The following is a 13,989-nucleotide window of genomic DNA, read 5'->3' on the forward strand; positions in this document are numbered from 1 at the left end:
AAGCACCTCAACCTTGTTTCGCCTTGCCCAGTCAATCGTCTTGGCCTTGGCAAGGGTGGCCGGAATGTTGAGCGTTGAATAGGCGTTTGAGTCGAACAGGCGAGTCAGTGACGCTGGCTGCACATCGCGATGTTGACTGATGAGTCGGCCGAGTCGAGCCCATGGGGTTAGAGCCCGCATGGCTGACGTCATACGCTTGGAGAAACTGGTCAGCAGCAATCGTTCCTGGGGAATGGCGAAGCGGTGCAATAGCCTCTGTAGGCTGGCCAAGTGTTTGCTCATTGTCGTTTTATCAGGGACACGGTGGTATTTCAATTCGAGATTGAGTCCGAGTTCAGTTTGTCCCACGAATGCGAGCACGGATTCAAGGGCAGGCGGTGAGAACGCCAGTTTGCTGTGTGCGTGACACAAGGACAGCGTGGCAATACGTTGCCATGGCAGGTGGCAGGCCATGTCGCTTGGCCCAGCAAAACGAAGAAAATTTCGATCATGAAAGAGAAAAGGCACGCCGTCTGCACTCCATTGGACATCCACTTCGGCCCACGAAAATCCTGCATCAATGGCATTTCGCAATGCATCAATGGTGTTTTCCGGGGCGTGTTTGGTAAAACCTCGATGTGCGATCAGCGTTTCATTGAACATAAGGGCTGCGATTCGCTGTGGCCTTTGTTATGTTTATCACGAATGGTGCATAAAGAATAAGAAAAATGATCAATCGTATTTGGCTTTTGCTGTTGTCGTTCGCCGGTCTCGGCATGCTGTATGAGTTGGCCCACGGGCATTGGGAGGTGATTAACCAAAGCGTTGATGCGCTGTTTGATTCAGTGCGTCTGGCGGTGGAGATCACGATTGGGTTGATTGGCCTGTTGTGCTTGTGGCTTGGTGTCCTACGCATCGGTGAGCATGCTGGTTTGCTGACCCATCTTGGACGAGTCGTCGAGCCATTTTTTCACTGGCTGATTCCGGAACTGCCGCGCAAACATCCCGCTTTCGGGCAAATGGCGTTTAATATGGCGGCTAACGCCCTTGGCTTGGACAATGCGGCAACTCCCAGTGGATTGGCGGCAATGAAGAGCTTACAAACCTTAAACCCCAGCAGCGTAAAGGCATCCAAGGCGCAAAGCCTATTTCTTGTGCTCAATGCCTCCAGTCTGACGATTTTCCCTGTCACGATCATTCTCTATCGTGCGCAGATGGGCGCGGCACAGCCTGCCGATGTTTTTCTGCCCATTTTGATGGCGACTTCAGCATCGACCCTTGTCGGTTTATTGGTCGTGGCCATGCTGCTTCGTCTGCCTATCTGGCAATGGAAGGTTATGGTGACCCTGGGTTCTGTGCTGTTGCTGTTTGTCGCAGTCTATTGGGGGTTGTCGGGTTTGCCACCATCACAGCTTGCCATGGTCTCGTCTCTGTTGGGCAATGGCTTCCTGTTAGTGCTCTTGGCCGCTATCTTGTTACTTGCGGTTCGGCGTCGAGTGAATGCATTTGAGTCGTTTATTCACGGGGCACGTGAAGGATTTGAACTGGCCATCAAGATATTGCCCTACTTGGTGGCGATGCTTGCTGTCATCGGCTTGCTTCGGGCCTCAGGTGTTTTGTCGGCGATAGAAACTGCGTTGGCTGGTCTATGCGGTTGGTTGGGGGTGGACACTGAATTTGTCGCCGCAATTCCTACCGCGCTTATGAAACCCTTATCGGGGAGCGGGGCGCGCGCGATGATGCTAGACGTGATGAATGCGCATGGTGTGGACTCTTTAGCCGCACGTATTGCGTCGATTGTGCAGGGCAGTACCGAAACCACGTTTTATGTCATGGCGCTATACTTGGGCGTGGTGCGCCTGACGCGAGCGAGGGCGGCACTTTTAGCCTCTCTGGCGGCTGATTTGGCCGGCATTGTGACCGCAATTTTGGTGGGCTACTGGTTCTTCAGCGCCTAGGTAAGGGAGCACTATCGGTCTTCTCCCGATGAGAAGTGGGATTGGCTGTTTCGGGTCGAAAGGGCAGTGGTTTTGTCACAAATGTCAAGAAAAAATCCACAGAAATTTAGATGTCATATTTGTCGTGAATTTATACGAAAGATAGCGAACTTTTTTCAAATTGTTTTTTAAAAGGCGCGCATAACCAATTGATTTATATAGATATTTTGTTGTTGTGCAAAAAATAACCAGTTTTCCGCAGGCCTAAGAGTTTCGCGGCTTGTCGAGGCTTTTTGGCAAGCTATCCCCAGAGTTATCCACAGAACTTGTGGAAAGTTGACAATATTATGATAAGTCCTTGATCGCACGTGCGACTGTATAGGTTTTGCCCTGTTTAAGCTTTTTATAGTTGCCAAATTGTTCGACAAATTGACGTTTGATGTACTTGGCAAGTCCAGCAATGGTGACAACCACCAGTGTGCCATTCGGTTTCAGCGCTTGGTAGGCGTCATATACGAAGATGGTGAGCAATTCGTTGCCTACCTTGGCAGGCAGATTTGAGACGATCAGATCAAATTTTTCATCTGGTGCCACCGCTTCGAAGCCGTTACTTAGCCGGACATCAACGTTCGTCAGTCGGTTGAGCTCGGCATTTTTTTGAGCATATTTCACAGCCACAAAGTCTTTGTCGAGCAACACAGCCCGACCTTGAGGTGCGCGTTTGGCCAATGTCAGGCCAAGTGCGCCGTAGCCACACCCTAAATCTGCAATATGGGCATCTTCGGCCACCTGCACTTGATCAAGTAACATGGCACTACCCTCATCAATTTGGCGGGGGGAAAATAGACCCCAAGTGGTTTGGAAGCGCATCTCGACGCCACATAAGGTGCGTACGATCGTTCGGTCTTTGCGAAGTGTCTCGATCAATTGTGGATTGATTGCCATAGCGTTATCCCAATTAACAATGTGGCCGTGTTGTAACACAAAAAATTCTGCGATGCCATTTGGCGTGACTTGTTGAAGCAGGCTACAATAACGACCCGTTTAAATTGGCGAAGGTATCCCGTGAAGTGGCAGCGAACGGCAGCCGCCGTGCTCGGCTTTCTGGGGGTGTTACTGGGCGCGTTTGGGGCGCATCGGTTAAAGTCGATTGTCCCAGCAGATGCGTTGGAGATTTGGAAAACCGCAGTGTTCTACCATTTGGTGCACGCCCCTGTGTTATTGTGGCAAACACGCTATGATAGCCGCTTTGCACGCTGGACATTCCTGTGTCTGTTCGCAGGCGTGTTGTTGTTCAGTGGCAGTCTTTATTGGCTTGTCTGGTCTGGGATACGGTTTTGGGGCTGGCTGACACCGTTTGGTGGGGTGTTAATGCTTGTCGGCTGGGGAATGCTTGCCTGGCAATCTTTTCACGTGAAAGTGTGATCGAAAGAGGTGTGGCGTAGTGATGTCAAAAGGGCCGGTATATCGAATTACTTTTATCAATCAAGGGCAAGTCTACGAAATTTACGCGCGTGAAGTGCATCAAAGCAATTTGTGGGGGTTTTTGGAAGTCGAGAAACTGCTGTTTGGTCAGTCGTCGAGCCTTGTTGTCGATCCGGGCGAAGAAAAATTGAAGGCCGAGTTTGACGGTGTTGAGCGAACCTACATCCCCATGCACTCGGTGGTCAGAATCGACGAAGTAGCCCGGCAGGGCACACCAAAAATCAATGAAATCAAAGGGGATAAAATTACCCCATTTCCCATGATGATGCAGCCGAAAAAAGATGTCTGATTCGCAAATGCCTGAGTTACTGCTCGGCAAACCAACCCATTATGATCAGGATTATTCGCCGGACTTGCTCGTCTCGGTCCCGCGGCAACAGCAGCGTGCCACTCTGAAGCATGTGGCCCCTTTTGGCTATGATGTCTGGAATGCGTACGAAGTCTCTTGGCTAACGCCGAATGGCCTGCCTGTGGTGCGGCTTGCGCGTTTGATTTTTCCGGCAGAAAGCCGAGCGCTCATCGAGAGCAAGTCCCTCAAGCTCTATTTGAATTCATTCAATATGACAACGTTTTCTTCCGATCAGGACGTTCGGGAGACGATTCGAAACGATCTTTCCAAGGCGGTCGAGGCACCTGTCGATGTCCAGCTGTTTGGGCTGAATGCGCTGAGTGAATGGGCGGTGGGTGCACCGCAGGGGATTTGTCTCGATACGTTGGAGACGAACTGTCACCATTATGCCTACCGACCGGAAATTTTGCAGACCGCTCCTCGAGGTGATTGGAACGAAGAGACCTTATTTAGCCATCTGCTTCGCTCCAATTGTTTGGTGACAGGGCAGCCTGATTGGGCAACGGTGCACATTGTCTATACAGGCTATCGCATTGAGCACACGAGTTTACTGCAATATTTGGTCAGTTACCGACAGCATCGAGAGTTTCACGAGCACTGTGTCGAACGAATATTTTCCGATATATGGACCCTAGGGGGGATAGACAAACTTGTGGTTCGGGCGCAATACACACGCCGTGGCGGGCTGGATATCAATCCAGTTCGGTCAAGTCAGCCGATTCCAATCACATTTTCTCGTTGGATTCGACAGTAAGTCATCGGAATGTAAAAAGCCCGGCAGTGCCGGGCTTTCATGTACTTGGCTTGGCCTTAGAGATTTTCGCTGCCTTCCAATTCCTTTTTCAGGGCACCTTGTTCGGTTTCCTCATGCACGCCACTTTCGGCACCATGCATCCACCGAATCAACATCGGCGAAATCAGCCACATGATGATGGCCGAGACAATCGCGGTAATGGCGATCCCGGCAAAAATGGCCATGGCGTTTTCAATCATCTGCGCTTCACTAACTTCCGCACCGTGACCAACACCGACCAGCGAGCCGACAAAACCGGCCACATAGTTGGCCAAGCCAGTGAATACAAACCAGACCCCCATCAATACGCTCGCCAGGCGAAGCGGTGCCAGTTTCGTGACCATGGATAGGCCAATGGGTGACAAACAAAGTTCGCCCATGGTGTGGAAGAAGTAAGCGGCAACCAACCATCCCATAGAGGTTTTTACCGACGGATCCCCGCCTTGTTCTAAGACCGCGCCGATCATAAACAAGAAGCCAACGCCTAAGAGAAACAGTCCAAAACCGAACTTCACAGGCGATGATGGTTCCTTGTCACCCAGTTTGCCCCAGAACCAAGCGAATAAGGGGGCAAAGGTGAATATGAAAAATGGATTGAGCGATTGGAACCAAGTGGTGGGCACTTCAAAGGCAAGGGCGTCGATGGTACGGTCAGTGAACTTGTTGGTATAGAGGTTCATCAAGCCACCAGCCTGTTCAAAGCCTGCCCAGAAAATGATGGTGAACACGCCCATGATGAAAATGACCTTGATACGGTCAAACTCAACTTTGGTCAACGGTTCGAATTTGTCGCTGTTGGACTCTCTTTGGCTGCGTTTGGCGGCTGGTTCAATGCCGATAGGGCCAAGCAGTTTGCGAGCAAAAAGCATTTGAATCAACAGGCTCAACACCATGCCAATGCCAGCGCAAATAAAGCCAGCCTGCCAGTTGCCGTCAAATGCCTCAACCACCGAGCCAACCACGATCCCCGAGAGGAAGGCCCCAAGGTTGATGCCCATATAGAAAATAGTGAAGGCACCATCCCGACGGTGATCGCCTTCTTCATAAAGATCACCTACCATCGTCGAGATGTTCGGTTTAAACAAGCCATTGCCTGCAATCAGGAACGCCAAGCCTGCATAGAAAACTTCGACTTCCTTCCCAGGCACCCAAGCATGCGGTGTACCGAGCAAAAATTGACCGATGGCCATCATGAAACCTCCAATAATGATGGCTTTTCGTTGACCTAAATACTGATCGGCCAACCAGCCGCCAATGAGTGGCGTCAAGTACACCAAGCCGGTAAAAATGCCATACAGGTTAAGTGCGTCGGCGCTGCTCCAGCCGAGGCCACCTTCCTGTACTTTGGTGGTCAGGTAGAGCACCAAGATGGCGCGCATGGCGTAATAGGAGAAACGCTCCCACATTTCTGTGCCAAAGAGGAGAAACAAAGCTTTGGGGTGGCCAAACATGGTCCCCTGATTTCTTATTCGTTCAATACTCATGGAACTGGGCTCCGTTTGTTGTTATCAAGTGATGCGTGGACAATCCCTCAACTTGAGAGGGCTAAAGGTACCGATTTTTAGGCGTTGTCGTCAATTGCAATTGACGACTCCGGGGGATTGGGGCCGGTGTAGCGGATATCAAGCACTTCAACCCATTTAGTTTGTCCCGCCGCAACAAAAGTGACCTCACTGCCAATGCATTTGCCTAATAGCGCTCGGGCCAGTGGTGAATGAATGCTGATATAGCCACAACTGGCGTCCGCTTCATCGCGACCTACCAGTCGGTACCAAGCGCTTTTGCCTGCTTCATCCTCAATTTTGACCCAGGCGCCGAAGTAAATTCGGCTCTGGTCATTTGGCAGTCGATCAACGATACGCAGTGCATCGAGTCGCTTTTGCAGATAGCGAATGCGACGGTCAATTTCACGTAATTTCTTTTTACTATAAATATACTCCGCGTTCTCTGACCTATCCCCTTCGGCGGCGGCATCGGACACACGTTGAGTCCATTCGGGACGTTCAACCCGCCATAAGTGTTCAAGCTCTTGAGACAGCTTCTTGTATCCTTCTGGCGTGATATAGTCCGTGTTCATAACCTATGGAACTTTTTGGCCTTTGCCGTACATTGTAATGAAAGATTCATTGGACGGGGAGCATGAACCAGTGGTGTGGCGGTGCCCTATTCCAGGCGTGTCGGCCGTTTTGTTGTGCGAAAACTGGTTAGTGCCAGAGCGCGCGTGGCATTTGTTGTTTTGGCTGCGTTATCATGTTGATTGGCAGCAGCTTCCGGTGCGTGTTTTCGGGCGACGTTACTGGCAACCCAGGTTGTGTGCGTTTGTGGGGCGAAGCGAGACACTTTCTTATCAATATTCAGGTTTAACGCTACAGGCACAGCCATGGCCGATGCCGATTGCACAGCTTGCGGAACAACTGTATGCCGACTGCGCCATCAGCTTTAATGCCTGCCTATTGAACCTGTATCGCCATGGCGAGGATCGGATGGGGATGCATTCGGACAACGAGCCGGAGCTGGGCAGTGCACCGCACATTGCGATTGTCAGTTTGGGGGGCGACAGGTTTTTAAAAATGAAGCATCGGCGCAGTGGTCAAAGCGTGCGTATCTCGTTGCCGCATGGCTCATTGTTATGGATGCGCCCGCCCTGCCAACGCGACTGGCAACATGGCATTGGACGTCAGGCAAGGGCGAAGCCGCGCATTAGTTTGACGTTCCGAACAATTATTGACGAAATTGGAGATGAACGATGAAAGTTGAGGCAGTTCGTGTCGTAAGTCAAACACCGGGTCAAGCGGCCATGGTGACACAAATTGACCGTGACAGCATTGGCGCCGGCGAGGTGCTGATCAAGGTGCATTATTCTGGCATCAATTATAAAGACGCTTTGGCGGTCACTGGCCGCGGCAAAATTGCGCGGCGGTTGCCGCTCGTAGCCGGCATTGACCTCGCTGGCGAAATTGTCGCGTCCGATGACCCGGATTATGCTCCGGGGACTTTGGTGCTCGCCAATGGTTGTGGACTGGGTGAAACTCATGATGGGGGCTTTGCTGAATTTGCCAGATTGCCGTCTGATTGGGTGATTCCCCTTCCAGAGGGACTTAGTCTGCGCGAAGCCATGATTTTGGGGACGGCCGGTTTTACGGCGGCGTTGGCGTTACATCGAATGGAAGTCAATGGCCAAAACCCGGCGATGGGTCCTCTGGTGGTCACAGGCGCCACTGGCGGGGTGGGTGCCTTCGCCGCACGGTTAGCCATGAAAGCTGGTTACGAGGTGGTGGCGGTCTCAGGGCGTGTGCCGTTACATGATTGGCTGCGTCGTCTGGGTATTACGCAGGTCGTGACGCCAGAAGCATTGTCGCTTTCGGATGCTCCACTTCAGACTGCGCGTTTTGGTGGCGTCATCGACAATGTCGGCGGCCCATTGCTGGCCAAGTTGATCAGTAGCGTGCAATTGTGGGGCAATGTCGCTAGCATTGGCTTAGCCGCGTCGGCGGAGTTATCGACGACGGTATTTCCCTTTATTCTGCGTGGCGTGTCCTTGCTGGGTGTCAGTTCAGCCAACTGTCCAATGGTCCTTAGGCGTGCGCTTTGGGAGCGTCTTGCCGAGGATTGGAAACTGGACAACTTGGAGCAACACGTGGTCAAAGAAGTGTCGTTGGCAGAAGTGCCTGAGGCTGCTGAGCAACTTCTGGCACGCAAACTAAAAGGGCGGGTGTTGGTGCGCGTCACACCGTCACAGTAACGCCGTCTGCCAGGGCGTTGAGTACGGCGAATGTTGCTTGACTTAGCGCATGGCTGGCGGCCTCCAGGTTGGCTAGAAATTGGGTTTCGGATGGCGCCGGTTGGTCGAGTAAATTGGTAATGGATTTGATCGCTACGACCGGCGTTCGGTAAAAGCGTGCCACCCAAGCGATGGCCGCAGCTTCCATTTCCTTCGCTACCGCATCGAAGTGTTTTATCATATGAAGGTCTGAGTCGCTGCGCTTAAGGCTTCCGCCAGTTGAAATCACGCCTTGTGGTAACCCGGTTCGTTCGGCCAGTGCATCGGTATTGGCGGCCGGTATTCTGCCTTGCGCGAAAGCTTCAAAACCGTCAATCGGGACATGCCGATCATGAAAGACAAACTGTCCTCGACTCAGGTAGACCGTCCCAATGTGTGCGCCTTTGGCTGCAAAACCGCCTGCTGTACCGGGATTTAACAGCAGATCACAGTGGGTTTCGTGCAGGAGAGAGTATGTGGATAGCGTGGCCGCATCTGTGCCAATTTGGTCGACACCAACTACAGGATCCACGCCACTTGACTGGAGCACAATCTCAAGGCCTTTGAATTGACCGTGGAATCGGCGAAAGTTGAGATGTCGATCGGCCAAGGGTACAGGCTGCAAATCCAAGGCTTGTAAAATCGGCTCGGCTTCGGCCTGCATGGCCATCACAATTCCGATGCGACGATAGTGGGTCATGGTCTCTCCGTGATCGCGTAAATGCCCGGCGCGTTCCGCCAATAACCTTGGTAGTCAAGACCGTAACCAAAGACAAAACGGTCTGGTACAGCAAGGCCACAGTAGTCGGGACGATAATCTGGTCGCGCTTTTCGGTCATGGATTTTCTCGACCAAAACACAGGTTTTGACAGAACGCGCACCTTGCGCCAAACAATACTCCATCACACCCAATAGCGTCGCACCTTCGTCATAAATGTCATCGACGAGGACGACGGCCCGCTCGCGTAGCGGTATCCTTGGGGTTTGTATCCACCGCAATTGTTGGCCTCGTGTTGCCGTGCCATAGCGACTGGCATGCACGTAGTCAACCTGTAGCGGGAAGGGCAGGCATGGTAAGAGCTGTCCAGCAAAAATGAGCCCACCGTTCATGACCACCAAAAAGATGGGGCGTGCGTCGGCCAGTTCGGTCAATTGGTCAGCCATTTTATGAATGGCCGCTGTGACTTCCTCCTGCGAGTAAAGGCAGTCAGCTTCTTTAAAAATGCTTTGCATCTGCTCAAGTATTGATGACGCCATCAGCGCATTTGCTCCTTTTCGGCCTTGGCAAGCAATGCGGCTATCGCTTGTACTGTTTGTGGATGATATCGATTCTTAAATTGCTCAAACAGCGCGCGCGCTGTGGCCAGGCCAGCGGGCGTTTCTGTTAATGCCCGATAGACAGGTAGAATGAGGCGATTGCGACCGATACTGCCAAGATGCCTTTCCACCGCATGTTGAGCCCCAGTGTAACCGCTGCGTATGGCAAGCGGCAGCCAAGCCAGTCCAATTTCGGCATTTGGGCTGTTCGACAGTTGATAGACATGATCGAGTTCGGCCAGCCGTTTACGGTCGAATTTTGGCGCGAGCTGGCCAAGAAAATAGACCCATTCCTGAGTTGACCAATGTTTTGCCTTCAACTCGGGGGTGCTGAGTGCCCCCGATTTCCATGCCGTCAGGGCGTGTTCAAGTTTGTTCAGACGCGCCGAGAACGGCGGTTTAAAAGGTTTCGGTATACCCGGGCCATATAGCCAGGCGTTGAGTTCTGCCATCCCGAAACCTTTGTCTTTGTTTGGTCTAAAGAGGTGTTGGTCGATGTAACGTGCGAACTTCTCAGAAGTGATGGTTTGAAACTTGAAATGGGCGAAATAACGTTTCAAGAAATTATCTAGGGCGGCACGCCCAAACACATGTTCCAGCGTGTGCATCAGGAATTGGCCTTTGTTGTAAACCACGGGTGACCAAGCGTCGTCGGGGTGTTTCCCCTTAAGGTTTTGCACAAGCCCCTGCTCCGCTTTGGGAATTTCCGTCCGAAACGCATTCATCATGTCTCGGTAAGCAAGCACTTGCTCCATTTCAGCCAACTCGCGGCCATAAATTTTTTCAACAATGCGATTTTCCAGATAGCTCGTAATGCCTTCGTTGAGCCAGAAGTCTTGCCAAGTCTGGTTGGTCACCAAATTGCCAGACCAGCTGTGTGCAAGTTCATGGGTAATGAGACTCACAAGTGACTTGTCGCCAACAATCACCGTTGGCGTGATAAACGAAAGACGCGGGTTTTCCATTCCACCATAGGGAAAACTAGGCGGCAAAATCAATAAATCGTAACGTTTCCATACATATGGGCCGTATAGGCTTTCGGTCGCTTGTATCATTTTTTCCGTGTCTTCGAACTCTTTTGCGGCGCGAGGCAACACAGCAGGCTCAGCCCAGACGCCAGAGCGCGGTGACCAGCTATGGAATTTGAGATGCCCTGCCGCGATGGCGAGTAGGTATGGCGCGATGGGCTGATCCATATGAAATTGGAAGCTGCCATTGTTTGGTGCGGATGGATCGTTATCGGCGCTCATTAGCACACGAATGCCTTTGGGCGCCTTCACCTGAGCATCATAAGTGATGCGAATCGCTGGCGTGTCCTGCATTGGGATCCAACTGCGACCATGTATGCTCTGCGATTGCGAGAACATGAAAGGGGCTTTCTTGTCCGCGGTGGCCGAGGCGGGCAGCCATTGCAAACCGGTACCGTCGGGCGTCGTTTCGTAATGAATGCGCAGTTTTTCGACTTGATACGGCACATGGATCACCAGCGCCCTGCCACGGATGGGATCTTGTGCAGAAAGCGTGAAGGTGGCCGACTGCCAAGCCCCATCATTGCCAAGTATCTCGACGCCATGAATTTTGAGCCCATTGGTGTCTAGCACGACTTTTTTGGCGTGGGGATTTTTCCAAAACAATGTATGAGTCACGCTGCCAGCGAGCTTCTGGCGTTGAAAATCAAGCGTCACATTCAGCGACATGTGCCGGATGCGGACATCTTCCAAGTTTGCAAAACTATGCGGATCAATTTGTGCGTGAGCACTTACCCACCAGAGTAATGCCAAATAGACGCCGAGCATGCGTTTTATTCTCATTTTTCTCCCCAGATTAAGAACGGTACGCTTAAGGCGACTAGTATATACTTGTGGGAAGCAATTTTGGAAAACGATTATGACGCGTGGCAGTGGCGTTTGGATGCAAACACGGGCAGTCCGCCGGGTGGCGTTGCTGCCCGTTGTGATTGCTTTGGTGATTGCTGCTGGCATTATTGGTTTTGCGATCGTGTCTTATGGCGAGCGACGAAGCGTGATTGAAAGTGAGTTGCACGGTGATGCTCAGCTAGTGGCGCGACATGTTCGGCATTGGGCGGCGACTCAGTATGACAAGGCGGCTACCCTGAAAGGTTTGGCTGAGCACTATTTCTCAGAAGTCGCCTCATCGTCGGATCAGACACTGGTATCGCGATACTTTTTAGCAGCGCACACACCAGTGGGCTATGCCTTGTCCAAAAGTCAGGCCAATCACGGCAAGCTGGGCAATATCATTGCCACGGAAACCGCGCGAGAAAGGCTTCAGAAACAGCCCGAAGAGTGGCTTATGCTGTACCGCTTATTTCCGGTTTTTGCCCAGTTCAAGTTCCGGGATGAGACTATTCTGTGGCTCCACTATGTTTCCAACCAACGTGACTTTGGCGGCATTTATCCTTGGACAGACGTTGTGCAATTGCTCACGGGCTTTGGCGTCGACCGCGTGGAACAAATGTATGAAAAAATTTATTCGGAACAGCGGCGGCGGGCTCGAGGCATTCAATACGATTTGCACCAACCGATCACCTGGTCTCCGCCCTATATCGATGCCGGCACGGGCAAACCGACAGTCACCATCAGTGCACAGGTGGTGGATGGAAGAAAGGCGCTTATTGGCTTTGTTGGTCTGGACATTGCCCTTGACAAAGTGCCGGAGCTGCTCGTATTAAATCAACGTTGGCAAGGCCGGGCTTATCTTATCGACCAGAATGGTTTTCTGGTTGCGGAATACCCATCTGAACCAAAGCCATTGGCCATTCAAAAGTTTTCAGGATATTCACCAGCGCTCTCTGGCGCGCTAAGACGTTCTTTGTTATCAAATGCAGACCTGACATATCTTGGCGATCACGCTGTCGTGGTGCAAACGTTAGAACCGAGCCCTTGGCGCATTTTGGTCGCGGTACCAACGAAAAATATTGACCAAGCCGTCTGGATGGGGTGGCAAAGTGAGGCGACCGTGACCTTGCTTATGCTGTTTGCCATTGCGGCAACTACTCTGCTGATGCATTTCTGGCTGATAAGACCAGCGATACGATTGGCAGAGTTTGCGACATGGAAGGCGAGTCATGACGAATTAATCCCTCGGTTTTGGATGCCGTGGTATCTCTACATACAAAAAGAGAAACGGCGTCAGCGTCGCACATTGGCACGACTTCAGAAAAAGATCGCCGATCTCGAGCGCGAACTCTCGTACTGGGGAGAACAGCTGAAAGCACAAAGGGCTGAACATCAGTCCTTTATCCTGTCTGTATCTCAGGATTTGCGCTCACCCTTACGTGGCGTGTCCGGTTTTGCCGAATTATTGAGCTTAGAGAAAAGTGATCAACTCGACGACGAAGGGCAAAAAATCATTGCCCGTTTACAACAATGTGCGCGTCGAGCGCTTCGGATCGTTGAGGGCTTGCTGTCGTTGTCACGCCTGACGCGACGACAAATAAAGATAGTACGGGTCGATTTGTCGGCGTTGATGGCGGAAATTGTGGAGAACAAAAGCCACTGTTTGGACGATGTTCCGGAGGTAGACATCGAAAGAGGCCTGGAAGTGATGGGCGATCAAGAGTTGCTCCGCGTTGCGATGACAGAACTGATTGACAATGCGATACGTTTTCGTGACAAGGCGAGGCCGCTAATCATTCGTGTGGGTTCTGTGGTCGTGGCTGGCGAGGTTCGTTATTTTGTCAAGGACAATGGTATTGGCATGCCGCTTCAAAATCCTGATATGCCATTTCGCCCTTTTGTGTGCTTGCACCATGAAGGTGAAGCCCCGATCGGGGAAGGCATTGGTTTGACCCGAGTCAGACAAATCATTCGGCGCTTGGGTGGACAAGTCTGGATCGAATCAGAAGTCAATGTTGGCACCACGGTCTGGTTTACTTTGCCCTTGCTGGGGCGCGGGATTCTTTCATGGCAGGCGAATGGACGTTCGAGAATGAGCGAAGTCCATAACCCAGAACCATGATGGTGACATATTGCTAATACACACTGGGGAACCCTTCCGGTCTTGTCTTAAAGCGCCGGTGGACCCACATGTAATCTTCCGGATTTTGTTGGAGTGTTTGTTCAAGGAGGTTCATTAAGCGCTGTGCGTCCTCTTGTGGTGAACGGCCTGGGAAGTTTTCCAGCGCAGGTTGTATCTTGATGGTCATCCCATCCTGTGTGCGATGAATGATGACGGGATGGACACGCACCTTGGCATGCTTGGTAAACCATGTCGTGCTGGTTATGGTGGCTGCAGGTTGTCCAAAAAAGTCAACAAATACACTTTGTGAACGGCCGTGGTCTTGATCTGGTAAAAACCATAGTACTTTTCCGTTTCGCAGTGCCTTGAGCATTTTGCGGACTTCGTC

General features: G+C 51.7%; 17 protein-coding genes. 9 read left to right on the forward strand and 8 right to left on the reverse strand.

Annotation, left to right across the window (positions count from 1 at the left end):
• The coding region (locus D6694_00075; protein ID RMH48796.1) for a hypothetical protein at window positions 1–642 on the reverse strand (642 nt) is incomplete at its 3' end.
• A 65-nt stretch (window positions 643–707) separates the two neighbouring features.
• On the opposite strand from D6694_00075, the gene D6694_00080 reads away from it, so the two are divergent.
• Complete coding sequence (locus D6694_00080) at window positions 708–1,937, forward strand: hypothetical protein (protein ID RMH48797.1); 1,230 nt, start codon at window positions 708–710, stop codon at window positions 1,935–1,937.
• A gap of 324 nt (window positions 1,938–2,261) precedes the next feature.
• Here the strand turns inward: D6694_00080 and D6694_00085 are convergent, their stop codons facing one another.
• Window positions 2,262–2,861 (reverse strand): methyltransferase domain-containing protein, encoded by a 600-nt coding sequence (locus D6694_00085; GenBank protein RMH48798.1) that lies wholly within the window; start codon window positions 2,859–2,861, stop codon window positions 2,262–2,264.
• Between the two features lie 120 nt (window positions 2,862–2,981).
• Between D6694_00085 and D6694_00090 the strand changes: the two genes are divergently transcribed.
• Genes D6694_00090 through queF form a run of 3 tightly spaced genes read left to right on the forward strand, consistent with a single transcriptional unit; the run spans window position 2,982 to window position 4,504 of the window.
• On the forward strand, window positions 2,982–3,341 hold the full coding sequence (locus D6694_00090; GenBank protein ID RMH48799.1) for a DUF423 domain-containing protein: 360 nt from the start codon (window positions 2,982–2,984) through the stop codon (window positions 3,339–3,341).
• Between the two features lie 22 nt (window positions 3,342–3,363).
• Window positions 3,364–3,690: a DUF1820 family protein gene (locus tag D6694_00095; protein RMH48800.1), complete on the forward strand. Its 327-nt coding sequence runs from the start codon at window positions 3,364–3,366 to the stop codon at window positions 3,688–3,690.
• Window positions 3,683–4,504, forward strand: coding sequence for an NADPH-dependent 7-cyano-7-deazaguanine reductase QueF (queF, locus tag D6694_00100; GenBank protein RMH48801.1), 822 nt, complete (start codon window positions 3,683–3,685; stop codon window positions 4,502–4,504). The genes D6694_00095 and queF overlap by 8 nt, the downstream gene beginning before the upstream one ends.
• A gap of 56 nt (window positions 4,505–4,560) precedes the next feature.
• On the opposite strand, the gene D6694_00105 is transcribed toward queF, so the two are convergent.
• Window positions 4,561–6,027, reverse strand: a complete 1,467-nt coding sequence (locus tag D6694_00105) for an MFS transporter (GenBank protein ID RMH48802.1) — start codon at window positions 6,025–6,027, stop codon at window positions 4,561–4,563.
• 77 nt (window positions 6,028–6,104) lie between these two features.
• A complete protein-coding gene (gene greB / locus D6694_00110) occupies window positions 6,105–6,620 on the reverse strand; it encodes a transcription elongation factor GreB (GenBank protein ID RMH48803.1) in 516 nt (171 codons plus the stop codon).
• 37 nt (window positions 6,621–6,657) lie between these two features.
• Here greB and D6694_00115 point away from each other — a divergent pair, with 37 nt between their 5' ends.
• Window positions 6,658–7,293, forward strand: coding sequence for an alpha-ketoglutarate-dependent dioxygenase AlkB (locus D6694_00115; protein RMH48804.1), 636 nt, complete (start codon window positions 6,658–6,660; stop codon window positions 7,291–7,293).
• The gene (locus D6694_00120) at window positions 7,290–8,285 is read left to right on the forward strand and encodes an acryloyl-CoA reductase (protein RMH48805.1); all 996 of its coding nucleotides are present in this window, start codon (window positions 7,290–7,292) and stop codon (window positions 8,283–8,285) included. Before D6694_00115 ends, D6694_00120 begins: the two co-directional genes overlap by 4 nt.
• On the opposite strand, the gene D6694_00125 is transcribed toward D6694_00120, so the two are convergent.
• From D6694_00125 to D6694_00135, 3 genes are read right to left on the reverse strand one after another with little or no spacing between them, the layout of a single operon-like run.
• Window positions 8,269–9,003: a hypothetical protein gene (locus D6694_00125; GenBank protein RMH48806.1), complete on the reverse strand. Its 735-nt coding sequence runs from the start codon at window positions 9,001–9,003 to the stop codon at window positions 8,269–8,271. The genes D6694_00120 and D6694_00125 overlap by 17 nt on opposite strands.
• Window positions 9,000–9,560, reverse strand: coding sequence for a hypoxanthine-guanine phosphoribosyltransferase (locus D6694_00130; GenBank protein RMH48807.1), 561 nt, complete (start codon window positions 9,558–9,560; stop codon window positions 9,000–9,002). Before D6694_00130 ends, D6694_00125 begins: the two co-directional genes overlap by 4 nt.
• On the reverse strand, window positions 9,560–10,348 hold the full coding sequence (locus D6694_00135) for a hypothetical protein (GenBank protein RMH48812.1): 789 nt from the start codon (window positions 10,346–10,348) through the stop codon (window positions 9,560–9,562). Before D6694_00135 ends, D6694_00130 begins: the two co-directional genes overlap by 1 nt.
• On the opposite strand from D6694_00135, the gene D6694_00140 reads away from it, so the two are divergent.
• The 3 genes from D6694_00140 to D6694_00150 all read left to right on the forward strand — a co-directional run bounded on the left by D6694_00140 (window position 10,277) and on the right by D6694_00150 (window position 13,601).
• Window positions 10,277–10,531 (forward strand): hypothetical protein, encoded by a 255-nt coding sequence (locus D6694_00140; GenBank protein ID RMH48808.1) that lies wholly within the window; start codon window positions 10,277–10,279, stop codon window positions 10,529–10,531. The two genes, D6694_00135 and D6694_00140, sit on opposite strands and share 72 nt — an antisense overlap.
• 429 nt (window positions 10,532–10,960) lie before the next feature.
• Window positions 10,961–11,218, forward strand: a complete 258-nt coding sequence (locus D6694_00145) for a hypothetical protein (GenBank protein ID RMH48809.1) — start codon at window positions 10,961–10,963, stop codon at window positions 11,216–11,218.
• 196 nt (window positions 11,219–11,414) lie between these two features.
• Window positions 11,415–13,601: a sensor histidine kinase gene (locus D6694_00150; GenBank protein RMH48810.1), complete on the forward strand. Its 2,187-nt coding sequence runs from the start codon at window positions 11,415–11,417 to the stop codon at window positions 13,599–13,601.
• A 13-nt stretch (window positions 13,602–13,614) separates the two neighbouring features.
• On the opposite strand, the gene D6694_00155 is transcribed toward D6694_00150, so the two are convergent.
• Window positions 13,615–13,974, reverse strand: a complete 360-nt coding sequence (locus D6694_00155; GenBank protein RMH48811.1) for a hypothetical protein — start codon at window positions 13,972–13,974, stop codon at window positions 13,615–13,617.
• Window positions 13,975–13,989 lie beyond the last annotated feature (15 nt).

The sequence above is a fragment of the Gammaproteobacteria bacterium genome (assembly GCA_003696665.1).
In the GTDB taxonomy this organism is placed as follows: Bacteria; Pseudomonadota; Gammaproteobacteria; order Enterobacterales.